The 23,293-nt window shown below is 71.5% G+C and carries 17 protein-coding genes and 1 pseudogene; 5 read left to right on the forward strand and 13 right to left on the reverse strand.

All coding sequences use genetic code 11. From position 1 onward, the window contains the following. Positions 1-286 precede the first annotated feature (286 nt). Positions 287-787, forward strand: a complete 501-nt coding sequence (locus ACFT7S_RS12415) for an NUDIX domain-containing protein (protein WP_382730277.1) — start codon at positions 287-289, stop codon at positions 785-787. Here ACFT7S_RS12415 and abc-f read toward each other — a convergent pair. Beyond that, a complete protein-coding gene (gene abc-f / locus ACFT7S_RS12420; RefSeq protein ID WP_382730279.1) occupies positions 754-2,541 on the reverse strand; it encodes a ribosomal protection-like ABC-F family protein in 1,788 nt (595 codons plus the stop codon). The genes ACFT7S_RS12415 and abc-f overlap by 34 nt on opposite strands. A 386-nt stretch (positions 2,542-2,927) precedes the next feature. Here abc-f and ACFT7S_RS12425 point away from each other — a divergent pair, with 386 nt between their 5' ends. Next, positions 2,928-3,713 carry an SAM-dependent methyltransferase gene (locus tag ACFT7S_RS12425; RefSeq protein ID WP_382730828.1) on the forward strand — a complete coding sequence of 262 codons (786 nt, stop codon included), beginning with the start codon at positions 2,928-2,930 and terminating at the stop codon, positions 3,711-3,713. Positions 3,714-3,779: 66 nt separating this feature from the next. Here the strand turns inward: ACFT7S_RS12425 and ACFT7S_RS12430 are convergent, their stop codons facing one another. From ACFT7S_RS12430 to ACFT7S_RS12445, 4 genes are all read right to left on the reverse strand, one after another. Beyond that, complete coding sequence (locus ACFT7S_RS12430) at positions 3,780-4,967, reverse strand: glycoside hydrolase family 6 protein (protein ID WP_382730282.1); 1,188 nt, start codon at positions 4,965-4,967, stop codon at positions 3,780-3,782. Positions 4,968-5,096: 129 nt separating this feature from the next. Further along, on the reverse strand, positions 5,097-6,302 hold the full coding sequence (locus tag ACFT7S_RS12435; RefSeq protein WP_382730284.1) for a PP2C family protein-serine/threonine phosphatase: 1,206 nt from the start codon (positions 6,300-6,302) through the stop codon (positions 5,097-5,099). A 214-nt stretch (positions 6,303-6,516) separates the two neighbouring features. Next, positions 6,517-7,293, reverse strand: a complete 777-nt coding sequence (locus tag ACFT7S_RS12440) for a GNAT family N-acetyltransferase (RefSeq protein ID WP_382730287.1) — start codon at positions 7,291-7,293, stop codon at positions 6,517-6,519. Further along, positions 7,290-8,210, reverse strand: a complete 921-nt coding sequence (locus ACFT7S_RS12445) for an NADP-dependent oxidoreductase (RefSeq protein WP_382730290.1) — start codon at positions 8,208-8,210, stop codon at positions 7,290-7,292. Before ACFT7S_RS12445 ends, ACFT7S_RS12440 begins: the two co-directional genes overlap by 4 nt. 431 nt (positions 8,211-8,641) lie before the next feature. Here ACFT7S_RS12445 and ACFT7S_RS12450 point away from each other — a divergent pair, with 431 nt between their 5' ends. Both ACFT7S_RS12450 and ACFT7S_RS12455 read left to right on the forward strand, forming a co-directional pair. Continuing rightward, complete coding sequence (locus tag ACFT7S_RS12450) at positions 8,642-9,514, forward strand: RNA polymerase sigma factor SigF (RefSeq protein ID WP_382730293.1); 873 nt, start codon at positions 8,642-8,644, stop codon at positions 9,512-9,514. A gap of 153 nt (positions 9,515-9,667) precedes the next feature. After that, positions 9,668-10,924: a sulfite oxidase gene (locus ACFT7S_RS12455; protein ID WP_382730296.1), complete on the forward strand. Its 1,257-nt coding sequence runs from the start codon at positions 9,668-9,670 to the stop codon at positions 10,922-10,924. An 81-nt stretch (positions 10,925-11,005) separates the two neighbouring features. Here ACFT7S_RS12455 and ACFT7S_RS12460 read toward each other — a convergent pair whose 3' ends face one another. Together ACFT7S_RS12460 and ACFT7S_RS12465 are read right to left on the reverse strand one after the other, a co-directional pair. Next, positions 11,006-11,908: an NAD(P)-dependent oxidoreductase gene (locus ACFT7S_RS12460; RefSeq protein ID WP_382730298.1), complete on the reverse strand. Its 903-nt coding sequence runs from the start codon at positions 11,906-11,908 to the stop codon at positions 11,006-11,008. A gap of 409 nt (positions 11,909-12,317) precedes the next feature. Continuing rightward, a pseudogene (locus tag ACFT7S_RS12465) lies at positions 12,318-12,605 on the reverse strand (alpha/beta hydrolase); the annotation flags it as partial. A 392-nt stretch (positions 12,606-12,997) separates the two neighbouring features. Between ACFT7S_RS12465 and ACFT7S_RS12470 the strand changes: the two are divergent. Next, on the forward strand, positions 12,998-14,056 hold the full coding sequence (locus ACFT7S_RS12470; protein WP_382730300.1) for a PRC and DUF2382 domain-containing protein: 1,059 nt from the start codon (positions 12,998-13,000) through the stop codon (positions 14,054-14,056). Between the two features lie 158 nt (positions 14,057-14,214). Here ACFT7S_RS12470 and ACFT7S_RS12475 read toward each other — a convergent pair whose 3' ends face one another. From ACFT7S_RS12475 to ACFT7S_RS12500, 6 genes are all read right to left on the reverse strand, one after another. Then, positions 14,215-15,147 (reverse strand): carbohydrate kinase, encoded by a 933-nt coding sequence (locus tag ACFT7S_RS12475; RefSeq protein ID WP_382730302.1) that lies wholly within the window; start codon positions 15,145-15,147, stop codon positions 14,215-14,217. A gap of 13 nt (positions 15,148-15,160) precedes the next feature. Next, positions 15,161-18,736 carry a GH32 C-terminal domain-containing protein gene (locus ACFT7S_RS12480; RefSeq protein ID WP_382730304.1) on the reverse strand — a complete coding sequence of 1,192 codons (3,576 nt, stop codon included), beginning with the start codon at positions 18,734-18,736 and terminating at the stop codon, positions 15,161-15,163. Positions 18,737-18,820: 84 nt separating this feature from the next. Then, positions 18,821-20,335, reverse strand: coding sequence for a glycoside hydrolase family 32 protein (locus tag ACFT7S_RS12485; RefSeq protein ID WP_382730307.1), 1,515 nt, complete (start codon positions 20,333-20,335; stop codon positions 18,821-18,823). A 2-nt stretch (positions 20,336-20,337) separates the two neighbouring features. Beyond that, complete coding sequence (locus ACFT7S_RS12490) at positions 20,338-21,366, reverse strand: ABC transporter ATP-binding protein (RefSeq protein WP_382730309.1); 1,029 nt, start codon at positions 21,364-21,366, stop codon at positions 20,338-20,340. Beyond that, positions 21,363-22,328 (reverse strand): ABC transporter ATP-binding protein, encoded by a 966-nt coding sequence (locus tag ACFT7S_RS12495; RefSeq protein WP_382730312.1) that lies wholly within the window; start codon positions 22,326-22,328, stop codon positions 21,363-21,365. Before ACFT7S_RS12495 ends, ACFT7S_RS12490 begins: the two co-directional genes overlap by 4 nt. 3 nt (positions 22,329-22,331) lie before the next feature. Then, positions 22,332-23,279, reverse strand: coding sequence for an ABC transporter permease (locus ACFT7S_RS12500; protein WP_382730315.1), 948 nt, complete (start codon positions 23,277-23,279; stop codon positions 22,332-22,334). Positions 23,280-23,293 lie beyond the last annotated feature (14 nt).

The raw sequence follows: 23,293 nt of genomic DNA on the forward strand, positions 1-23,293 counted from the left end.
GTGGCGGGGGTGATCGCCCCCGCCACCGCCGCGGACAACGTCACGAGCAGCACGAGCGACCGCACCGCGGTGCCGGATCTGCAAAGTCCCACAAGTCCTCCTGGGATTACGCGCGTTGCGCGGGCGGTAAGCGCTGTCGGCGGACAGCATGGCCGGACGCGGAGCGACGCACCAGAGGGCAACGGGGACACCAGGGGGAACAGTTCACGGCGGGCGGGTGACCTTCATGATCATCCGTAGCGGGCTCGAGTGGCGTTGCCCGGTGCCGGCCAGCAGACTTGACGACATGTCGACGGACAAGCGCAGTGCGGGACTCCTCCTCTTCCGGGTCGTGGACACGGAGGACGGGCCGGATACGGAGGTCCTGCTCGGTCATATGGGTGGCCCGTTCTGGGCGGGCCGGGAGGCGGCGGCCTGGTCGGTGCCCAAGGGGGAGTACACCGCCGGGGAGGAACCGGCGGCCGCCGCCCGCCGGGAGTTCACGGAGGAGCTGGGGCTACCCGTTCCTGACGGTGTGTGGGTGCCCCTCGGTGAGGTGCGTCAGGCGGGCGGCAAAACGGTGACGGTGTGGGCGGTGCAGGGCGAGGTGGACCCCGCCCTGGCCGTGCCGGGGACCTTCACCATGGAGTGGCCGCGCGGCTCCGGCGTACAGCGGGAGTTCCCCGAGATGGACCGGTTCGCCTGGTGCACACCCACCGAGGCCGCGGAGCGTCTCGTGGTGGGCCAACGCGTCCTCCTCGACCGGCTGCGGAGTCACGTACGGGGCGAGGACACTCCTTCGGCGTAGCCGTCCGGGATTGGCACGACCGGCCGGCCCGCGCGCAGTTCGAGCCGGTCGCCGGTGAACCGGCCGCGGAAGCTGCGGTCGTGCGAGACCACGACGACGGCTCCCCGGTACGCGGCGAGCGCCGCCTCCAGCTCCTCGACGAGCGTCAGCGCGATGTGGTTCGTCGGCTCGTCCAGGACCAGCAGGTCGGCGGGCCTGGTCACGAGACGGGCGAGGGCGAGCCTGCGCTGCTGCCCGACGGAGAGATCCGCCACGGGGACGAACAGGTCCTCCGCGCGGAACAGCCCGAGGGCGAGCAGGTCCTCCTCGTACTCCTCGGGCAGTCCTGGCCGGCCCGCGGCGAACGTCGAGAGGAGGGACCTGCGGGTCAGCCTGGCGGGGAGTTCCTGCGGCAGGTACCCGATCCTGGCCCTGCGCCGGACCGTGCCCGTGTCAGGCGCGAGGTCCCCGGCCAGCACCCGCAGCAGCGTGGTCTTGCCGGCGCCGTTGGGGCCGGTGATCAGGAGCCGCTGTCCTGCCGCGATGCGCAGAAGGGGCAGGTGGAGGCGGTCGCCGACGGAGACGGATTCGAGCTCGGCCACCGGGTCGGGCGCGCTACGGGACCCGGCGGTCCGGTCCGTGGCCGTGGCAGTGGGTGTGTGCGGGGCAGTGTGCGTGTCCGTGGCGAGGGCCGGTTCGCCCGTGAAGACCAGTGGCCTCGGCGGGGCGGGCACCGGGGCGGCGAGCAGTGCGTCGAGCCTGGTCCTGGCCGCCCTGACCTGCCCGGACAGTTTGCTCTCGTGGGACCTGCGGTGCTTGCCCCAGCCCTCCCCCGGGTCATGGCCGGTGCCGGTGAGCCGCCGCCCCGCCGCGCCGACCAGCTCCTCCGTACGGGCGACCTCGGCCACCCACTCCCGGTGTTCCTGGACCCGGCGGCGACGGGCTGCGGACTTCGCGGTGCGGTAGGCGGCCCAGCCTTCCCCGTACCGGGAGACGCTGCGCAGATCCCTGTCGACCTCCAGGATCACGGTGGTGATCCGCTCCAGGAACGCCCGGTCGTGGGTGATCACGACGAGAGTGCCGCGGTGGGCCCCGAGGTGGTCCTCCAGCCAGCCGACGGCCTTGCTGTCGAGGTGGTTGGTGGGCTCGTCGAGCAGCAGCAGTTCGGGGGCGGCGGCCAGTACGCAGGCCAGCGCCAGCCGGGACTGCTCGCCGCCCGACAGGGTGCCGAGCGTGCGGTCGCGGCCGAGGTGGGCGAGTCCGAGACCGTGCAGAGCCGCGTCCACCCGGGCATCCGCCCGGTATCCGTCGCGCTGCTCGTACGCCGTCAGCAGGTCCCCGTACGCTTCGAGCTCCGCTTCCGTGGGTTCCTGGGCGGCCAGCGCGGCTTCCGATTCGCTGATCCGGCGCTCCAGCTCGCGCAGTTCGGCGAGCGCCACGTCCACGGCGTCCCGCACGGTGTCGCGGGGACCGAGGCCGAGGGTCTGGGGCAGGGTCTGGGCGAGGTAGCCGACGGACCCGGGGAACCGCACGGTGAGTTCCCCGCTGTCCGGGGTCTCCGTTCCGGCGATCAGCCTGAGCAGCGTGGATTTCCCGGAGCCGTTCTCACCGATGACACCGGCCTTCTCGCCGGGGCGGACGGTGAGCGACACATGGTCGAGGACGGACCGTTCCCCGTACGTCTTGGAGACGTCCTTCAAGGTCAGTTGGACACGGTCGTGCGTGGGCTCGGCAGAAGCGGCGCGCTCAGGCGCGGTGGGGTGCTTGGGTGACATGGATTCTTTCCCTGGGATGACAAGGCCGGAGCGGCACGCGGAGCGCGCTGCGGGCGGGGGTGTCGGGCGGCGGGAAGGACGGGGCGCGCCTGATGAGCCGACGGCTCATGCGGCGACGCCCGGCGTCGCACGGCGGCGTCCTGGCCGGGAATCAGAGAAAGAAGTAGTACGAACCCATGAGGCCCATCGTATCCGCATGCGCGTCCGGGCGTTCACGGGCCCTGTGCGCAGAATGCTGTATGCACAGTGAACACCTCTTCCGCACAAGGGAGTTCATTGGTGGCGCACGCGGTGCGCGATTAGGTTGTGGGAGTCACATCGCGACCGCACCGGGAGAGAGATCAGTGAGCAGCGACGCACCGAGCGGCAGGACCGCCGAGCAGATCATGCAGCGCATCGACACCACCCGGCCGCACACGGCCAGGATCTGGAACTACTGGACGGGCGGCAAGGACAACTACCCCGTCGACCGTGAGGCGGGAGACCAGATCCGCAGCCTGCATCCCGGTATCGGTGACTACGCGCGTGCGGACCGGCTCTTTCTCGGCCGTGCCGTGCGCCACCTGGCGGCCGAGGTGGGAATCCGGCAGTTCCTGGACATAGGGACGGGCCTGCCGAGTGCGGACAACACGCACGAGGTCGCCCAGCGGGTGGCGCCCGAGTCCCGGGTCGTATACGTGGACAACGACCCGCTGGTACTCGCCCACGCAAGGGCGCTGCTCACCACCAGCCCCGAAGGGGCGACCGACTACCTGGACGCCGACCTGCGCGATGTCGACGCGATCCTCGACCGGGCGTCACGGACGCTGGACCTGACCCGGCCCGTGGCACTCATGCTGCTCGGGGTGGTGATCTTCATCGAGGACGACGAGGAGTCGTACGCGGTGGTCCGCCGCCTTCTGGACGCGTTGCCCGCCGGGAGCCATCTGGTGCTGTCGCACACCGTGACCAGCCCCTCGATGCCCGATGTGGACGCCGCGGTCGCGTTCTGGAACGAGCACGGCACGCCCAAGTTGACCCAGCGGACCCCGGAGGCCGTCGGCCGTTACTTCGACGGGCTGGAGCTCCTGGAGCCGGGTGTGGTCTCGTGCTCGCGGTGGCGCCCGGACGCGGAGGCGGGGCCTGCGCCCGAGGAGGTCGCGATGTTCTGCGCGGTGGGCCGCAAGGGGTAACTCCGGTCGCTGCGGCAGGTGTTGTCGGGGAGTCCTCGCGGGCGCGGACAACACCTGCCGCACACCTCACTGCTGGGCGAACCGGACCAGTTCGAGGGCCTGTTGCGGGAACCAGGCGCCCGCGGCCGGGTCGATCGTGCCGCGCTCCGGGTCCTCGGGGCCGCCTGTACCGCGTAGGCACAGCCCGTCCGACTCCCCCGGTGTTTTGATCCACAGGGTGGCGTCGTGGAGCGGGTCGGCCGTACGGGTGGTGGGGCGGGCACCCAGGCCGCGGTCCGGCGGGTTGCACCAGTCCTGCGGGTCGGTGTACTTCCCGGCGGGCGGAGTCCAGGGGCCGCGGCCGTTGCGGCTGGAGTCCGTGACGTAGTGCTTCATCAGGGCCGGATCGGTATGGATGTTGGTGTCCAGCCAGGACTGCGCGTCGGCGCGCGGCCACCACTGATTGGGGCAGGCTGCGCTGTCACCGCCGCTGGTCACGTAGGCGAGGCAGGACGAGATCAGCTTCCCGTACCAGGTACTGGCCTCGTCGGTCTGGTAGTTGGCGGCGTTGGTGTAGAAGCCGGTGGCCCTTCCGACGCCGCCCGCGACGAGGCGCGGCACGATGCTGTTGACCGAGTGCCATGCGGGGTGACCGGTGTCGAGGTAGACCTTGGTGCGGGCGAGGCTCCCGAAGGTGTCGACCGCGTAGGTGATCTCGGTGTAGCGGGCGGCGGTCTTCGTGCCCTCGGCGTCGTCCTGTCCGCAGTCGGCGGGCAGCAGCGCGAGCGAGTCGGGTTCCAGGACGATCATCGCGTCGTGGCCGCCGATGCCACGGGCGACGGCGTCCGTCCACGCCCGGTACTCGGCGGTCGTGGACGCGCCGCCGCCCGAGTAGTTGGCGCAGTCGCGGCCCGGGACGTTGTAGAGGGCGAACACCGGCACGGATCGCTGCCGGTCCGCTTGCCGCACCACGCGGTGTGCCTCGCGCTCGACCTCCGCGGGACTCTGGTCGCCGTACCAGACGGCGTGCGGTGTGCGGACCATGGCCAGGATGCCCGCAGCGTCGCGCAGGTGACCGTCGCGTACGAGGGCGAGTGCCTGTTCGTACGCGGCGGGGTTGGCATCCGGTGTGTAGAGGCGGGTGCCGGTGTCCTCGGTACGCGGGGCCGCGGCGCCCGGGGGGGGGTGGTCGGCACCGGCGGCCGGCACGGCCAGCAGCAGGGTTGCGGCCAGGGCGAACGGCATGGCTCTGAGCAGAGTTGCTGTGCTGCGCATGGGTCATCCCTCTGTCACGGCGAGCGCACGGGCGAACGTGCGGGAGCGCCCCCACGAGGGTCGCGGAGGGGCATGTCTGCGTCAAGACTGCGGCCGTATCGCGTGACGGCATCGCATGGGTGCCGGGACCTATGTTTCGCTGAGCTGTTCCGCGGCCTGCCGGTCGCCGCTCCGCAGACCTGGCCGCTGCCCGTCGTGCACGGGCGCCCCGCGGAGGGCGAGTACCGCTATGTCGTCGCGGCGGACCCCGCCGGTGAAGACTTCGAGGTCGGAGCGGAGCGCTTCCAGGACCTCGCGGGGGCCCCGGCGCACCCATCGGGCCAGCCGTTCGTCCAGTGGATAGAAGGCGCCGGACGCGTCGCGCGCCTCGGTGACGCCGTCCGTGCACACCAGGAGGGTGGCGCCGGACGGGAAGTCGAACCATTCGGCGGTCCGCGCCTCGGAGCTGAGGTCCGCCATGCCGAGCGGTACGGAGGTCCGGCGCAGCCGGACGACGCGTGTCTCGCCGTTGTGCAGCAGCCGGGGCGCGATATGGCCGCAGTTGACGGCCTCCACCCGGCCGTCGGCGTCGAAGCCCAGCACCAGAGCGGTCACGAATCGCTCGGTCTCACCGTTCTGGGCGGAGGAGGCGTTGTGACGGACGACCGCGTCCTCCAGCGCCCCGGCGACGCCGGTGAGCGTGGCTTCGCGGATGGCCGCTTCACGGAAGGCGCCGAGGACGGCGATTCCCGTCCCCATGGCGGCCAGGCCCTTGCCCTGGACGTCACCGATGATCACTCGGGTTCCGTGCGGGGACTCGACGACCTCGTAGATGTCTCCGCCGACGAGACGGTCCTCCTCGATGGGCTCGTACAGCCCATGGGCGAAGACCTGGTCCGTCAGTACGGGCAGGGGGCGCAGGATCTGCCGCTGGAGCGCGCCGGCGGCGGTCCGCAGTCTGGCGATCTCGACGGCGTGGCGGATGCGCGCGGTGCAGGACCCCACACCGAGGCCGCAGGCCAGCACCGTGAATCCGATGCTGAGCGAAAGAGCCCAGAAGGTGTCGCCGATGAGGAGCCGGGAGACGACGACGACGCCCGTGATCCAGGCGGCGACCGACACGGTCTGGCGGACCGTGCAGAAGACCGAGGCGAGTGCGGGCGCGACCACCAGCAGCGGAATGACCTGGAGGTCCGCGCCGATGAGGTAGTCGAGAACCACGACGAGGACAGTGAACGCGACCACGAGACCGGTCAGGGCCCCGTTGCCGATGCGGGACGCGCCCGCCGCCGCCTCCCCCGCATCGAGGTCCGGCAGCCGGGGTGTGTGTCCTGTCCTGCGAAGCCTGAATCCCATGGCTGCCTCACGCCTCCCATCACCCGTTCGGTCCCTCCTGCTCTCCTGTCCAGTGGACCCGGGTCGGGACCTCCTGTCCAGTGGACCCGGGTCGGGACGCCCTGGGATGAGGCTTACGGTCCTCGGACCGGGACAAGGGTCCCGGCGCGGGACGCGGAAGGACCTCCGGCCCGTTGGTTCCGGGCCGGAGGCCCTGTGAGTGCGCTCCCGCGATTCAGTGGCGGGCGGCCGTGCGGGTCCCGTCCTCGCGCCGGACGGTGGGCACGGAGCGCGGTACCAGCGCCGAGAGGAACGCCGTCCGGCGGCGGAGTCCGAAGCCGAGCGATGCGTAGAGCCGGATCGCGTTGGTGTTGGACGCCGCCGCGTGCAGGAACGGGATATCGCCACGCTCCCTGATGCCGTGGGCGACCGCCAGCACGAGGCGGCCCGCGAGCCCCTGCCCGCGTACGGACTCGTCGGTGCAGACGCCGCTGATCTCGGTCCAGCCCGGGGGATTCAGCCGCTCCCCCGCCATCGCCACCAGCACCCCGGAACGGCGGATGCCGAGGTAGGTGCCGAGCTCGACGGTGCGCTTGGTGAACGGGCCCGGCCTGGTGCGCTCGACCAGTTCGAGCATCTCGGGTACGTCGGCGGGGCCGAGCAGCACGGCCTCCGGGTCGGGGGCCGCGGCCACGGTCTCGTCGACGAGCTGGACGCCCTCCGCGTGGAAGACGACCTGCCAGTCGTCCGGCGGCGGCTCACGGAAGGCGGCGATGGTGACAGTGCCGCCGGATCCGGCGAGCGCGGCGACGTCGGCCCAGTCCCCGTCCTCCGGGTCGTCCGGCAGGGCCACCCACGGGGTGACGCCGGGCGGGTAGCGCAGGATGCGGCCACGGCGCTCGGCGAAGCGGGCGTGGGGGCCGATCAGCGACGAGCGGACCGGATTGTCCAGCGGGTGGCCGGCCGCTTCCGCGGGCCGGGTACCCCCCTCGGGAGCGTCGGCAGAACTCATACAGCCACCTCGATCACGATCTTGCCGCGCGCGTGTCCGCTCTCCACGGTACGCAGGGCCTGTGCCGCTTCGGCCAGCGGGAAGGTCTGCGTCACATGGGCGCGCAGGACTCCGTCGACGACGAGACGTGCCACCTCGTCGAGGACGGCCGCGTTCCGGGCCCGCCGCACGGCCGCTCCGCCGAGCTCGACCACCAGTTGTTTGCCGCCGGCGCTGATCAGCTTCGCGCGGTCCCGGACCAGCCCCGCCGCGATCGTAAGATCGTCACCGCCGACCAGGTCGTAGACCGCGTCGATACCGTCGGGGGCGGCAGCCCTGATTCGGTCCGCGACGCCGGGGCCGTACGGCACGTGGACAGCGCCGAGGGATTCGATCAGGTCCTTCTTCGCGGCGCTCGCGGTGCCGATGACCCGGACGCCGAGGTGGCGTGCGAGCTGTACGGCGGCGACCCCCACCCCGCCGCCGGCCCCGGTGATCAGCAGCGTCGAACCGGGGGCGGGGTCCAGCTGGTGCACCCCGTCGTACGCGGTGGCCGCCGCCACCGGCAGGGCCGCCGCGTCCGTGAAGGACAGTGCGTCCGGCTTGTGGGCGGTGACGGCGACGGGCATCAGGGTGTACTCGGCGTACCCGCCGGTCAGCGGGCAGCCGAAGACCGCCTGCCCGGGAGCGAACCCGTCCACGCCCGGCCCTGTCGCCACCACGGTCCCGGAGGCCTCGCTGCCGAGAACGGCGGGCAGGGCGGCGGGTGTGCTGCCCGGCCGTGTGTACCCGTTGCGCAGCTTCCAGTCGACGGGGTTGACCCCGGCCGCCCTGACGGCGACGAGCAGTTCGCCGGGCCCGGGTTCCGGCACGGGCAGGTCGGCGAAGGCTTCCGCCTCGGGTCCGCCGTGCCGGGTGAATACGTACGCCTTGGGCATGAGTCCCTCGCTCCGGTTCTTCTCGTCGGCTGCCCGGTGAGCGGCCGGCGGTCCGGCAGCCGCAGGGCGACACCTGCGGTAGGTCCGTTCGCCCTGCATGTATTCCCGCTCCGGCCCTCGCGGGTCCGGCCGTCGGCGGACATCGAAATCGACTCAAAGAGCGTGGAATACCGGCCGGTCGGGCTCCAACACCCCTTCGTCTGTGGCACTCTGGAGCCGACCGCCCCACCGGGCTCCCCCGTACCGGTGGGGCGGTTCTGTGGTCTCCCGGGCCGTGCACGGACCCCTGTTGAGGACTTCGCGGCCGGGCACAGCGATTACCGGCCAAAGAACACGTATCCCCCGGATCGACTCCCTCCGTTACGCATGACCGCCGGAGCCCGGGGCAGGCGCATAGACCTCATGGCCAACAACCAGGGGAGCGTGACGAGATGACGGCGCACACTGCGCGAACCACCGATGCGCAGGCGAGGGGAGCCAGGGATGCGCTGCCGTGGATCGAGGATGCCGGGAAGGTCGCCCCGAAGGACGCGCGCGAACTGTCGAGGCTCTTCTTCGACCGGCTCCAGGTCCTCGACGAGGGCACCGCCGAGCACCAGTACGCGCGCAACACTCTCATCGAGATGAATCTGTCGCTGGTCCGCTTCGCTGCGGGCCGGTTCCGTAATCGCGGCAGCGGCGACATGGAGGACATCGTCCAGGTCGGCACCATCGGTCTGATCAAGGCCATCGACCGCTTCGACCTGTCCCGGGAGGTCGAGTTCACCTCCTTCGCCATTCCGTACATCGTCGGCGAGATCAAGCGCTTCTTCCGCGACACCAGCTGGGCCGTTCATGTGCCGCGGCGGCTCCAGGAGTTGCGCGTCGATCTCGCCAAGTCGAAGGAGTCCCTGTCGGGTGACCTCGACCGCGATCCCACGGTCCACGAGCTCGCCGAGCATCTGGGGATCGACGAGGGCGAGGTCACAGAAGGCATCGTCGCCGCCAACGGCTATACCGCCGGTTCCCTGGACATGCCGACCGACACGACGGAGTCGTGGAAGCTCAGCGCGGGCGGGCGCACCTTCGCCGATGTGCTGGGTGAGCCGGACCCGGCCATGGAGAGCGTCGAGAATCTCCATGCCCTCGCGCCGCTGCTCTGTGAGCTCGACGGGCGCGAGCGCCGCATCATCGACATGCGGTTCGGCCAGGAGATGACACAGGCGCAGATCGGCGAACGGCTCGGTATCTCCCAGATGCATGTCTCCCGGCTGCTCAGCCGCATGCTGCGCAAGCTCCGCAGCGGGATGCTCACCGAGGACTGAGCGCGTCCGGGGCGTGTTCTGTTGCAGCGGCATGTCGGCTTCGTGGCCAAATCCCCGTGGAGCGACGGAAGTTATTCATGGAGACGGGCGAGGTGGGCAGTCTTGTACCGCCCGGCACCTGACCGCCCCGCTTCCCGTCCCCCTGGAGTGCTCATGAGTTCCGTACCGCCGTCCGAAGCCGCCTACGACCGGATGCGGCTGCGGCAGTGGGCCCGCGGCCGTGCGAGATCCGCCGGGGTCGACCGGCGCGACCTGCTGAAGCTCGTGGCGGCGGCTTCGGTGGCGGGGCCCCTGGTCTCGGTCGCCTCGCCCGCCCACGCCGCGGGTTCGCTCCCCGGTGTGGTGAAGCCGCTGCCGCCCGAGCTGTTCACGCTGCGCGGCACCAACGCCGAGACGAATTTCGCGGCACTGCGCGCGACGGGGCTGCTCACCCCCGCCGACCGGTTCTTCGTCCGCAACCACACCGCCACACCCCGGGTCGACCCGGACGACTGGCGGCTCAGGATCTGGGGCAGCGGGCTGACGGGCGGGCCGGTGGAGTTCTCGTACGCCGATCTGCTCGCCCTTCCGTCGGTCGGCCGCACGGCGTTCGTCGAGTGTGCGGGCAATGCCCGCAGTTTCTACGCCTCGCAGCAGAACCAGCCGGTCGCCGGCACCCCGTGGACGCTCGGCGCGATCGGTACGGCACGCTGGCGCGGGGTGCGGCTGGCGGATGTGCTGCGGCGGGCGGGCATCAGCGGTGACGCCGTCGATGTGCTGCCGCGCGGGCTGGACGGCGAGGTCGTCGCCGACGGGGTCGAACTGGGCCGGGTGCGCAGGCCGTTGCCGGTGGCGAAGGCGCTGGACGACGTGCTGCTGGCGTACGAGATGAACGGTGAGCCACTGCCGCCCGACCACGGTTTCCCGGTCCGGCTGATCGTGCCGTCGTGGGTGGGCATCGCAAGCATCAAGTGGGTCGGTGACATCGAGGTGAGCACGGAGCCGCTGCTGTCGCCGTGGAACACGAGCCTGTACCGGCTGTTCGGCCCCGCACATCCGCCGGAGGGCAGTGCTCCGCTGACCCGGCAGACCCTGAAGAGCGCGTTCGAGCTGGCGCCGGGAGCCTCGTTCACCGCGCACCGGCGTCAGGTGCTGACGGGCCGTTCCTGGTCGGGCGGCGCACCGGTGCGCGCGGTGGAGGTCAGCACGGACGGGGGTACGCGGTGGCGGCCGGCGCGGCTGCGGGACGAGCCCCGGGCCGGGAGCTGGGTGCGCTGGTCGGTCGACTGGGTTCCCGCCGAGCGGGGGCCCGCCGTGCTGCTGGCGCGGGCGACGGACCGTACGGGACGCAGCCAGCCTGAGGTGTCGGTCCACAACACTCAGGGCTATCTCTTCGACGCGGTGGTACGGCATCCGGTGACGGTCGTCTGAGGGCTGGCCGTACCCGCGCCGGGCGGGCCGCGGCTGCCCCCTGGGCAGGCCACTTGCCATGTGCGCCGCGGGACCCGTCCGCTATTCGGCGCGTCCCGCGTAGTACGTGGCGATCATGTCCTCGGCGCCGTGTCCGGCCGCCTCCGCGCGGGCGAACCGTGCGGTGGAGGCGGCGACCAGATCCAGCGTCACCCCGGCGGCCTCGGCCGCTTCGAGGATGAGGCGGGAGTCCTTCAGCGCCGTGGAGAGGGCGAAGCTCGGCGTGAGGTCACCGGAGAGCACCGCGCCTGCCTTGCTCTGCAAGTAAGGGGTGTCCAGCGGGCCGCCCTTCATGACGTCCAGGAACAGCTGGGGGGCGACGCCGAGGCCGTCCGCGAGGTTGAGACATTCGGCCACGCTGTTGACCATGTTGATCACCCAGGTGTTGGCGACCAGTTTCAGCCGTGATGCCGCCCCCGGCTCCTCGCCGACCCAGAGGGTGCGCTGCCCGATCGCGTCGAGGACGGGCAGCGCGGCCGCGCGGGCGGTGGAGGGCCCGGAGACGAACACCGTGAGCATGCCGCGCTCGGCGGGTTCCTTGGTGCCGGATACCGGGGTGTCGAGATAGACGAGCCCCAGTGCGGCGGCCCGGTGCGCCAGGTCCGTCGTGACGTCGGGGCCGACGGTGGAGCTCTGCAGCCAGACCTGGCCGGGGCGCAGTCCGGGGGTGGCCGCGGTGAGCGTCTCGGCGACGGACCGGCCGTCGTTCAGCGCGGTGAGGATGACATCGGCGCCGCGCACGGCGTCCTCGGCGGTGCCCGTGACGGTGGCTCCGTCGGCGGCGAGCGGCCGCGCCTTGTCCTGGGTGCGGTTCCAGACGCGTACCTGGAGTCCGGCCCGGAGCAGACTGCGCGCCATGCCGGAGCCCATGATCCCGGTACCGAGGACCGCGACGGCGGGCTGCCCGGGGACGGCGCCGGGCGAGGGGGCGGGAGCGGCTGTCATGCGGAGGTTCCTTCCGTCGGCCGCGCCCGGGGTAAGCGCGGCGCGGCGGGTGGGATCAAGACTGCCGCAGCGCACTCTCCAGTACGGCGCGGTGCACGGCCCTGGCGAGTCGAGCCCCGCCCGGCACCTGCGCGTTGAGGATCCAGGCACGCGGGCCGATGCCGCCACCGAGCACGACGCTGCTGCACACCCGCCACCCGGGGCCGAGCCGCCGGACCAGGTGGTGGAGGTGGTGGCCGTCCTCCTGCCGGGTCAGCAGCTCGCCGCGCTGTTCCGGCAGACGGAGGCGTACGGAATGGATGGTGCACCCCCGATAGCACGGCGGGACGAGGTCGTCGATGGACTGTCGATCAAAAGTGCGCCCCGGGCTGTGCCCGGACCCGTGTTCGGTTGGGTGGCCGGAGCCGGGTCAGATCTCGTGCCTGGCCATGGCGATCAGACGGTCCAGGACGGCGGCGGCGCGGACGCCGTCGTGGGCGTACGCGTCCGTGACCCAGGTGCGCAGCCCGCGGACCGCGTCCGCTGTGGCGAGGGAATGGTCGCGGTCCACGTACATGTCGTCGTGGTACACGGCGGCGACGACCGGGACCTCGTTGGCGGCGAGCCGGTCCAGGTCGTACAGGGCCGGCCAGTCGCTGCGGGCGGCGAGGATCTCGGCGGCGCCGTGCAGCGGGACGAGCGCCGGGTCCTCCTCGAACTGGGTGCGGCTTCCTGCCACCCGGGCCCGTGGGTCCGGTGATTCCCGATCCACCGATGTCAACGAATACGCGCTTTGCCTGATCGTTAGGGGCACGACCTTTTCGGCCGGCATCCGGCCCTTCGGCCGGCATCCGACTGGCCGGTTCGCCGGAGCGGGGCCCGCCACCAGCACCCCCCATCACCCCCCGCCGTCACTCGATTGGCCTAACACGGAAGGGGCCCCCGAAGCGGCCGGGCACGGGGCTGAGACCCACGTGCCGAGCCGCTGGTGCCTTACCCCTACGGGCCGGGAAGTTGCAGCGTCCATCCGGGTGAGGCGCGATGGAAGTCGGACGCGCCTTCCCTGCTGGGCCCACCCACAGGACGCGCCCGGGCGAGGAGGAATCGGCCATGGGAGCCGCAGACGGTTTCACGGATTCCGCAGAGCTTGACGGTCTGAACGTCTACGACAGCGAGGGCGAGAAGGTCGGAAGCGTGGGGCGGGTGTACGTCGACGACGTCACGGGCAAGCCCGACTGGATCACGGTCAAGACCGGCATGTTCGGCATGAAGGAGAGCTTCGTACCGCTCGCCGGAGCTCGCCGCGTCGCCTCCGACCTGCACATCTCTCATCCGAAGGACAAGGTCAAGGACGCCCCGCGGGTGGACGCGGACGCCCACCTGTCCGTATCGGAGGAAGAGGAGCTCTACCGGCACTACGGCCTCACGAAGAGGTCGACCACCAAGGCCGCCGGATCGGCCGGCATGGGTACCGGCACGGGCCCCGGTGCACCGACCGCCGCCGGCACCGGCACGATGGGCGCCGCCGGAGCTGCGGGAACCGCTGGAGCGGCCGGCGCTGCCGGGACCGCCCGTACGGGCACAGGCAAGGCGACGACCGCCGGCACGGCCGGCATGGCGGGAACCGGGACCGGCGCGGGCACGCACCGCGACACATCCGCGACGTCCGCGACGTCCGCGACGTCCGCGACGACCGCGACGACCGGGCGTCCGCTCGTGGGCGCCGGGACCGAACGGTCCGCGACCGACCGTGGCGGCAAGGACGAAATGATCCGTTCCGAAGAGCAGTTGCACGTCGGAACGGAGGAGTACGAGAGCGGAAAGGCGCGCCTGCACAAGTACGTGGTGACCGAGAACGTCACCCGCACCGTGCCCGTCGCCCATGAAGAGGTCCGTATCGTCCGCGAGCCTCTCCTGCCGGACGAGAAGTCCACCGGGCAGTCCAGCATCGGCGAACAGGACGTCGAGGTCACCCTTCACGCGGAACGGGCCACCGTCCGCAAGGAGGCCGTCCCGGTCGAACGCGTCCGCCTCGAAACCAACAAGGTCACCGAGCAGAAGGAAGTCTCCGCCGAGATCCGCAAGGAGAAGATCGACTACTCGGACGGAAAGGACATGGGCAGCGGCAAGGACACGGGCGGCGAGTTCGGCCAGGGACGCCGCCGCTGACCCCCTGTATGCGACGGACCGACGTACACCGCAAGGCAGGGGGCGGACCCGTACCGCAAGGGCCCGCCCCTTCGTCGCGTCCCTGTGGAAGGGGCGGCGTCCGGGGCTCACGGCCGACCACTAGAACTCAAGCTCCGGGGGCGGTGGCACCGTCATGTTCAGACGCGGTCGAGTGCCGCCTTCAGCTCATCCTCGTCAGGAGGATTCGCACCGGCCCGCGCCACGGTCACGGCGGCCGAGGCCGCCGCGTGGCGCAGCACCTCGGTCACGGTGTCCGCGTCGACGGCGCGCAGCCGCTCGCGGCCGTCCGCGCCGAGCAGCCCGAGCGCGGCGAGGGCGTGCAGCGTGCCCGACATGAATGCGTCGCCCGCGCCGACCGTGTCGACGACTTCGGTGGGCAGCGCGTCGACCGTGACCCGTCCGCCGGGGAGGACGGCCAGCGCGCCGTCGGCCCCACGGGTGACGAGAACGAGGGCGGGCCCGGTGGCCTGCCAGCGCTCGGCGACCCGTTCCGGGTCCTCCCCCGGGTACAGCCACTCCAGGTCCTCGTCGCTGGCCTTGACCACATCGCTCAGGGCGACACAGCGTTCGGCCCGGCGCACGGCCGTGTCGTGGTCGCCCATCAGTTCCGGCCGCACATTGGGGTCGTAGCTGATGGTCGCCGCCGTCCGCGACGACTCGACGGCGGCCAGTACGGTGGCCGCGCCCGGCTCCATCACGGCGGCGATCGACCCGGTGTGGACGTGCTGGTGCGGGGATCCGGAGCCGGCCGGTGCCAGCGTCCAGGTGATCTCGAAGGTGTACGCGGCCTGGCCGCCGCCGTCCAGGGTCACGGCGGCGGACGGTGTGGGTGCGGTGGCGCCGTCGGTGCACACCCGTACCCCGGCGGCTGTCAGATGGTCCCTGATCAACCGGCCGTTGTCGTCGGGGCCCAACTGTGTGAGCAGGGTGGCATTCCGCCCGAGCCGGGCGAGTCCGTAGGCGACGTTGGCCGGGCTGCCGCCGGGGTGGACCTGTTCGGCCGCACCGGGGAGCCGGACGATATCGGCGACGCATTCGCCGATGACCAGCACGTCGAGTCTGTCGAGCATGGGGTGGGTCTCCCTAGAGTGCGGTGACGAAGGTGTCCTGGTAGGCGGTGCGGCCTCCGAACACATTGAGCCCGATCCTGCCGCGTACGAAGCGGGTGTCCGTCGTGTCGATGACCGGCCGGCCGTCGACGAACACCTCGATCCGGCTGCCGAAGGCCCTGATCCGCAGCGGGAGGCTCGTTCCGGCCCGCAGGAGCAGGGGCACTTCGGCGAGCACGGTCGTCTGCCCGCCATCCTTGCGGAACAGCCGGACCGTCCGCAGGTTCGGGTCGAGGTTGACCGCGTATCCGTCGGCCGCGTCGGGCGAGGCGCGCAGCAGGACGGAGCCGGCGCCGCCGGTCCCGTCGGGTCCGCCGAACCGCACCAGCGTGGTCAGTTCGAGATCGCCGTACTCAGTGGCGGAGACGGTGGTCGAGTCCCGGTCGAAGACGCCGGTGCGGCCCGCGCCGGTGGTTTCCCAGTGCCCGGCCGGGACGACGGTGAGGCTCCCGAGTCCGCCACTGCGGAATTCTCCGCCGGCCGGCCCTGCGACGGGCTTCGGGTCGGCGTCCGTCACCCTGAAGACGTCTCTCAGCTCGTGCACGGTCAGCTCGACGATCCGGGCGGAGCCACCGGTGGCGTAGAAGGCCATTCCCAGGTCGTCCGGTCCGGGGAGGACGAGGCTGCTGATCGTGACCTGTCCGTCGCCGCCGAACACCTCGACCGAGGAGGTGTCCATGAACAGGCGTACGCGCAGCCGCCGTTCACCGTCGACCGTGTCGAGCGGCAGTGGGGCGGCGGTCCTTCCGGTGAAGTGTTCCGTGAAGTCGCTGACGCCGGAGTCGGTGCGGTCGACAAAGAGACGTTGGGCGGCGACGTCGTAACCCACAACGGTCCGCCTGTCTCCTCCGGTCCGCAGCCGGAGGCCGAATTCGGTGGCGGGTCCGGCGCCCGGCAGGGCGATCTCGGCCTCGATCTCGTAGGAGCGTCCCCGGACGGCTGCGAGTGGGTTGGCGGAGTCCGGCAGCACGTTGACGCCGCTGATGGTGGTGCTGCCCGACCGCAGGGTTTCGAGCTCGGCAGCCGGGCGTTGGACAAGTCCCTTGGCGGAGAGGGTGAGTTCGCGAGGAATGCTCAGCGCGCCGTTCCACTCGCCGGTGGGTGCGCTGAACGCGTAGTCCCAGTTGCTGAGCCAGCCGAGCTGGACGCGCCGTCCGCCCGGCAGCCCGGCGAAGGTCATCGCCGCGTAGTAGTCGCGGCCCGCCTCGGCGCGCAGGGGTGTGCCCGCCGTGTTGGTGGTGGTGAAGGTGGCGCCGTCCCAGTCGCCGAGGAAGTACTCCGCCGCCGAGCCGTCTGTCGCCCGCACCGCACCCGTCGACATGGCGAGCACCCATCGCACTTGATCCGCTTGTCCGTCGACGGGCAGGGGAAACAGGTCGGGGCACTCCCACACTCCGCCGACGACCCAGGCGCCGTAGCCGAAGGAGGAGCGGTGGGTCCAGTGCAGCAGGTCGGTAGAAGTGTGGAAGCGGACATGGTCGCCGCCGGACACCACCATCACCCACTGGCCGTGCTCTTCGTCGCGGACCACCTTCGGGTCGCGGAAGTCCCAACCGCCGTCCGGTCCTCCGGGGTTCGGTACGACGGGCGCTGTGCCGTACCACTGCCAGGAACGGCCCTTGTCCCGGCTGAAGGCGGCACGCACCGACTGGTTCCCGCCGGGCTTGTCCGGGTGGTAGCTGGTGTAGAAGGCGAGCAGCCCGGAGCCGCCCCCGAAGAGTCCGCTGGCATCGTCGGCGTCGACCACGCACGATCCGGACCAGGTGTGGCCGAACTCGGAGACGGGAAGGGCGACGGGCAGGGCCCGCCAGTGCAGGAGGTCGGTGGACACGGCGTGCGCCCACTGGCCCGCGTCCTGGTGGAAGAGGTGGTACTCGCCCTCGTACCGGACGAGTCCGTTGGGGTCGCTCGTGCGTGAGGCGAGCTGGGTGTAGTGGTAGCCGGGGCGGTAGGTGTCCGTGCAGTACGTCTGCGGGGTGCGGGCGCGGACCTCCTGGAAGAGAGCCGTTCCCCCGGTCGCGACCAGTGCGACGGCGGCTCCGTCGGTGCGGACCGCGGTGGCGGTCAGGACCTGGACCCCGTCCACCGTCACCGTCAGGCTCGCCCCCAGGGCGCGTATCTCCGTCCGATACGTGGAACCGGCGACGAAAGGGCGCACAGGCGGTGCCGCCTGGGCGAGGACGCGGCCGTCGGCACGGTCCACGAGGCGTACGCCGCTCGCGTCGAGGCGGGCCTCGTAGCCGCCCGCGCCTGCCGCGTCGGCGCGGACCACCAGGCCCGCTGCCGTCGCCCCCGCCAGGAGGACATCGGCGCTCAGCAGCGTGTCACCGCCCGGGAAGGGTGCGGTACGCAGCGCCGCGGCGCCCTCGGCCCGGATGCCGCGCAGGTCGGGAGTCCAGCGGCCGGTGACGTCCGACCAGCCCTGAAGATCCGTCACCAGGCCGATGGCCGCGACGTTCTCGAAGGAGGCCGAGCCGTTGTACGTCTGGACGCCGAGCTGCCCGGCGGTGTGGGTGGCGTCCTCGGCCGTGATCACCGGGGCGTAGCCGTCGGGGGTGATGAAGTCGGTCTGCCAGCGGACGGTCAGCCGCTTGCCGTCCGCCCTGACCGTGAGCCGGTAGACCTTGCCCACGTCGATGGATGTGCTGTAGGTGCCGAGGGTGGCGTCCCCGTCGATGCGGTGGAGCCGCAGCCGGCTCTGGTTCGGGTCGACCTGTACGCCGTAGCCGGAGGTGCCGCCCGCGTCGGTACGCAGCAGCAGGGCCGCGACGGCATACGGATCGTGGATCTGGATGTCGGCCTGGTACGCGGTGTCGTGCACCCGAGTGGCCGCGATGGCACGGGTGTTGGTGTCGGCGGGTGCCGTGGCGAGCCAGCCGAACACGGTGGCGTTCCAGGTGCCACCGGTCGTGGTCCAGCCGGTCGCCGTGGTGGTAACGGTGCGGAGTCCCGGCGCCCCGAAGAGCACGGTGCCGTTGTAGGCGTGCAGCCCGGCGGCTCCGTGTGCGTAGGTGGTGTCCCGTGCGGTGAGGAGCTGGGCACCGTTGACGGAAACCGTCAACTGCGTTCCGTCCAGATCTACTTCGAGCAGATAGCCGGTGCCGGGGCGGGCGGTGAATGCGGCGGGCGGTGCGAGGTCGCGGCCGGTCGCCAGATCGAAGAGGCGGACCCGGCCGAGGTTCGGGTCGAGGCTCGCCGCGTATCCGGCCCTGCCGTCGTCGGTGGCCCGGACGACCAACGAGCCGACCGCGTAGGGCGATCCGGTGTCGACGGTGATGCGGGCCGCGTATCCGGCGACTGCTCCGATGCGCTGCTCGGACAGGGCGAGGGCGTTGCGGTCGGCCCCCGTCACCACCCGCTGTCCGCCGTCGGCGGTACGGGACCAGGTGCCGGTGACCGCGAGCGGATCGGGGATCGCCGCGAGGTCACCGGGCAGGGCGGCCGGACGGGCCCGGGCCGGTACGGAGGCCGCTGCCTGGCCGGCTCCGGAAAACGGGGTCAGCAGGGTGAGGCCGATCGTGGACATGAGCGCACGCCGAGAGATGGACATCGTCGTCTCCTCCGGGAAAGCGGGACAGGGGGTCTGTCGTTAGGATCAGGCCGGATCAGCCCGGCGTGATCCAAACGACAGGCCCTAGGGCCAGAGCGGGCGGGGGCTGTCGAAGACGGCGGCCATCTGCCAGGCGTCGAGACGCTCGACGGCGACCTCGCCGACGGCCGCGACGGCCACGCCGAGTGCGTCGGGGAGGGTCGGGTAGACGCGGGCGGCCAGCGCCCGGCCGTTGGCGAAGATCTCCAGTACGGAGTGGTCGACGAGCACACGCAGCTCGACCACTCCGTCGCCGTTCAACGGCAGTTCCCCGTAACGGGGTTCGGAGTCCACCGATGGGTCGAGGCTGCTCGCCTCGCGGTGCAGCCGCAGGGCGCCGGTGCCGTCATCGGCCCGCGCCACTTCGATCACGGTCCGCTCGGAACCGTCGGCGGACTCCCGTACCACGAGCCGCGCGACGGCTCCGGGGGCGAGCCGCAGCGTCGTCTCGATGTCCAGCTGGTCGCCGCGTATGCCGTCCAGCAGTACGCGGGTGCCGTCGGTGACCGTGAACGGGCCGGTCCGTACGGCGTCGCGGCGCAGTCGCGCGAGCTCGGGGACGGGCGCCTGGACAAGCCTGCCGTCGCCGCCGAGGGTGACGACGCGGGGCAGGGACATCACCCCGCACCAGCCCGTCTCGGCCATGGCGTCCTCGTCGCGTCCCTCCTGGAGCCAGCCGAACATGATGCGGCGGCCGAGGGCGTCGCGGGTGGACTGCGGGGCGTAGAAGTAGCGCTGTCCGTAGTCCAGCCGGTGCAGTTCGCGCGGGACGAACGTGTCGCCCTCGTAGGTGCCGGTCCAGTAGAGCGGGTAGTGCGTGGTGCCCTCGTCCCAGGCGGAGAAGGCGAGGATGTCGGTCCCGTCGAGCCGGAAGAGGTCGACGCACTCCCACATGGTGCCGGTCCAGTCGAGGTCCGTGGCCGTGCCGGTGCTCGCGTCGCCGGTGAGGAGCGGGCCGACGTACCGCCAGTCGCGCAGGTCGTCGGACTCGTACAGGAAGGCCGTGCCGCCGGTGCCCCGTATGCCGGAGCCGACGAGGTGGCGCCACACGCCGTTCTCGCGCCAGACGCAGTGGTCGCGGAACGCGGTGAGGTCGCCCTTCGGCGGGGCGGCGATCACCGGGTTGGCGGGGTCCTTGCACCAGGTGCGCAGATCGGGCGATCCGGTGGCCACGCACGGGAGTTCGCGATCCCCGTGCCGGCCGGAGTAGACGAGCGTCGGGGTGCCGCCGTCGTCGACGAGGACACCGGACCAGCAGCCGTCGCGGTCGGGGCCCTCGGTGCCGGGGACGAGGGCGACGGGTTCATCGGTCCAGGTGACCAGGTCGCGGCTGGTGGCGTGGCCCCAGTGGATGCGGTGGTGGGCGGCGGCGAGGGGGTTGTACTGGTAGAAGAGGTGGTAGACGCCGTCCCAATGGGCCAGCCCGTTGGGGTCGTTGAGCCACCCGCCGGGGGCGGTGAAGTGGAAGCGGGGCCGCTGCGGGTCGAGGACGGCACGCTCGGCCAGGCCCTTCGGCGCGTCCTCGTGGCGGGCGCGGGGCAGGGTGAGGTCGTGGGTCATGATCAGGCGTTCTCGGTTTCCGGGGTGGCCGCGGTCAGGACGCGGCGCGCGGTGGGCGTGGCCGGGGCGTACAGGTGGCAGCGCACCCAGTGGGGCTGCCCGTCGTCCTCGCCGACGACATGGCGAACGGGCTCGGTGCGGCTGCACACGCCTTCGTCCTCGTACGGGCAGCTCTCCGGTGTCAGTACGGCGGCGCGTAGCCGCGCCCGCAGGACCGGGTCGTACGGTGCGGTCCGCTCGGGGTCGGGCACGGCGGAGAGCAGGAGCTGGGTGTACGGGTGGGCGGGCCGGTCCATCAGGGCGAGCGAGTCGCCGCCCTCGACGAGCTCACCGGCGAACAGCACCTGGGTGGTGTCGGCGACATAGCGGGCCGATGCCAGGTCGTGCGTGATGTAGAGCATCGAGATGCCTCGCTCGTCGCGCAGGCGTCGCATCAGGTTGAGGATGCCGACACGCACGGAGACGTCGAGCATCGAGGTCGGTTCGTCGGCGAGGACGAGCCGGGGATCGACGGCGAGGGCGCGGGCGATGGCGACGCGCTGCCGCTGACCGCCGGAGAGCTCGTGCGGGTAGGACTGAAGCATGTCCTCGGTCAGCCCGACCGTGGTCATGAGCTCGCGCAGCTCGCTCTCCCCGGCGGGGCGCCCGTGCACGAGCAGGGCGCGGCGCAGGAAGTGCTCGACACGGTGGACGGGATTGAGGGAGCCGAAGGGGTCCTGGAAGACCATCTGGACGGCGCCGCGGTACGCGCGCGAGGCGCCCCGCTTCTGGGTCCTGAGGACGTCCTGGCCATCGAGCAGGACCTGCCCCGCGCTCGGCTGTTCCAGCCGTGCGAGACAGCGGGCGAGGGTGGACTTGCCGCTGCCCGACTCGCCGACGAGGGCGACGATCCGGCCGTGCGGAATGTCCAGGTCGACGGCGTTGAGGGCCCGGTGGTGGTCGCGGGAGAACAGTCCGCCCATCCGGAAGTCCTTGGTGAGTCCCCGCACGCTCATCAGCGGGACACGGGTCGTGGTGGCCGTGGGCGTCATCGCGCGTCGCCTCCGATGGTGCGGGCGACGAACCGGCCGGTGGCCACCTCGCGCAGGTCGGGAATGTTCGTCGAGCAGTCGGCACGGTCGGCGGGGCACGAGATGTGGAAGCCGCAGTTCTCCCGGGTACGCGGAGTGTCGGCGAGGCCCGTGAGCTCGGTCCGCGGACCGGTCAGCGGCGGGAAGGCGTTCATCAGCGCCTTGGTGTACGGGTGCAGAGGCTCGGCGAAGATCTCCTTCGCCGGTGCGAGCTCGACGAGCCGGCCCCCGTACATGACGCCCATCCGGTGGGATAGCTCGACCATCAGGGACATGTCGTGAGTGATGAAGAGGACGGAGAAGCCCAGCTCGCGCTGGAGGTCGCCGATCTGCGCCATGATCTCCTGCTGGACCACGACGTCGAGGGCGGTGGTCGGCTCGTCCATGATGAGCAGGGACGGTTTCAGGGCGACGGCCATCGCGATGACGACGCGCTGGCGCATCCCGCCGGACAGCTGGTGCGGGTAGGACTTCAGCCGGGCGGGGTCGATGCCGACGAGTTCGAGGAGTTCGCCGGAGCGTGCGCGGGCCTCTCGCTTCTTCGTCCGCTCGTGGGTGGTGAAGATGTCGCCGATCTGCTCGCCGACGGTGAGGACCGGGTTGAGCGAGTTCATCGCGGACTGGAACACCATGGCGATCTCGCGCCAGCGGAACGCGCGCAGTTCCCTGGCGTCCATCGCGAGGATGTCGCGGCCCTTGAACATGACCGATCCGGTGATCCGGGCGGGCGGCTTCAGCAGGCGCATCACGGCGTTGGCGACGGTCGACTTGCCGCAGCCGGACTCCCCCGCGAGGCCGAAGATCTCACCGGCCCCGATGGTGAAGGAGACGTTGTCGGCACCGACGACACTGCGGCCGTCACCGCCGTACTCGACACGGAGGTTCTGTACGTCCAGCACAGGCTGGAGAGAGGACGAGGTCATCGGTCAGCCCTTCTTCCGGGGCATCGTGGCCGGCTTGCTGCGGCGGGAGCGCAGCCTCGGGTTGGTGATCTCGTCGACCGCGTAGTTGGCCATCGCGAGGGCGAAGGCGACGAGGGCGATGCAGAGGCCGGAGGGGACGAACACCCACCAGGCGCCGGTCATCAGCGCACCGTCGTTGCCCGCCCAGTAGAGGTTGGTGCCCCAGCTGACGACACTCGCGTCGCCCAGGCCGAGGAACTCCAGGCCGGCCTGGGCGCCGATGCCGAAGATGACGCAGCCGAGCAGGGTCGTCATGACGACGGAGGCCATGTTCGGCAGGATCTCCCGGAACATGATCCGCAGGGCGCTCTCACCGGTGACGACGGACGCGGCGACGAAGTCCTTCCCCCGGATCGACTTGGCCTGCGCGCGCAGCACGCGGGCGGAACCCGCCCAGCCGGTGACGACCAGGACCAGGATCACGGTCGTTGTGCCGGGCGGCATGAACGCGGCCAGGATCACCAGCAGGGGCACGCCGGGCACCAGCAGGAAGATGTTGGTGACGAGCGACAGGACGTCGTCGACGATCCGGCCGAAGTAGGCGCAGGCCATGCCGACGAGCACGGCGAGCGCGGTCGCCGCGAGGCCGACCGAGAAGCCGACGAACAGCGAACTGCGCGCACCCCACAGGGTCAGCGCGAGAACGTCCTGTCCCTTGGCGGTCGTGCCGAGGACGTGCTGCGCCGAGGGTGCCGATGCACCCTGACTGTTGATCTTCGAGGGGTCGCCGGGCGCGATCAGCGGGGCCAGCATCGCGAGCAGGACGAACAGGGCCAGGACAACGGCCCCGAACAGGGCTTTGCGGTTGGCGAGCAGGGCGCGCAGGAGTCCGGTGCGGCCCCGCCCGGGGATGGCCGCGGGTGGTCCGGCGGGTGGTGCGGCCTGCTCCGTGCGGGAGTCGAGGACACTCATGGGGGTCTTTCTCC

Origin of the sequence: Streptomyces sp. NPDC057136 (genome assembly GCF_042670885.1) — a bacterium.
Taxonomy (GTDB): Bacteria; Actinomycetota; Actinomycetes; order Streptomycetales; family Streptomycetaceae; genus Streptomyces.

Bases quoted from the DNA above. Each gene is read 5' to 3' on its own strand.
- ACFT7S_RS12415 (WP_382730277.1), top strand. From the start codon at position 287: ATGTCGACGGACAAGCGCAGTGCGGGACTCCTCCTCTTCCGGGTCGTG.
- abc-f (WP_382730279.1), bottom strand. From the start codon at position 2,541: ATGTCACCCAAGCACCCCACCGCGCCTGAGCGCGCCGCTTCTGCCGAG.
- ACFT7S_RS12425 (WP_382730828.1), top strand. From the start codon at position 2,928: ATGCAGCGCATCGACACCACCCGGCCGCACACGGCCAGGATCTGGAAC.
- ACFT7S_RS12430 (WP_382730282.1), bottom strand. From the start codon at position 4,967: ATGCGCAGCACAGCAACTCTGCTCAGAGCCATGCCGTTCGCCCTGGCC.
- ACFT7S_RS12435 (WP_382730284.1), bottom strand. From the start codon at position 6,302: ATGGGATTCAGGCTTCGCAGGACAGGACACACACCCCGGCTGCCGGAC.
- ACFT7S_RS12440 (WP_382730287.1), bottom strand. From the start codon at position 7,293: ATGAGTTCTGCCGACGCTCCCGAGGGGGGTACCCGGCCCGCGGAAGCG.
- ACFT7S_RS12445 (WP_382730290.1), bottom strand. From the start codon at position 8,210: ATGCCCAAGGCGTACGTATTCACCCGGCACGGCGGACCCGAGGCGGAA.
- ACFT7S_RS12450 (WP_382730293.1), top strand. From the start codon at position 8,642: ATGACGGCGCACACTGCGCGAACCACCGATGCGCAGGCGAGGGGAGCC.
- ACFT7S_RS12455 (WP_382730296.1), top strand. From the start codon at position 9,668: ATGAGTTCCGTACCGCCGTCCGAAGCCGCCTACGACCGGATGCGGCTG.
- ACFT7S_RS12460 (WP_382730298.1), bottom strand. From the start codon at position 11,908: ATGACAGCCGCTCCCGCCCCCTCGCCCGGCGCCGTCCCCGGGCAGCCC.
- ACFT7S_RS12470 (WP_382730300.1), top strand. From the start codon at position 12,998: ATGGGAGCCGCAGACGGTTTCACGGATTCCGCAGAGCTTGACGGTCTG.
- ACFT7S_RS12475 (WP_382730302.1), bottom strand. From the start codon at position 15,147: ATGCTCGACAGACTCGACGTGCTGGTCATCGGCGAATGCGTCGCCGAT.
- ACFT7S_RS12480 (WP_382730304.1), bottom strand. From the start codon at position 18,736: ATGTCCATCTCTCGGCGTGCGCTCATGTCCACGATCGGCCTCACCCTG.
- ACFT7S_RS12485 (WP_382730307.1), bottom strand. From the start codon at position 20,335: ATGACCCACGACCTCACCCTGCCCCGCGCCCGCCACGAGGACGCGCCG.
- ACFT7S_RS12490 (WP_382730309.1), bottom strand. From the start codon at position 21,366: ATGACGCCCACGGCCACCACGACCCGTGTCCCGCTGATGAGCGTGCGG.
- ACFT7S_RS12495 (WP_382730312.1), bottom strand. From the start codon at position 22,328: ATGACCTCGTCCTCTCTCCAGCCTGTGCTGGACGTACAGAACCTCCGT.
- ACFT7S_RS12500 (WP_382730315.1), bottom strand. From the start codon at position 23,279: ATGAGTGTCCTCGACTCCCGCACGGAGCAGGCCGCACCACCCGCCGGA.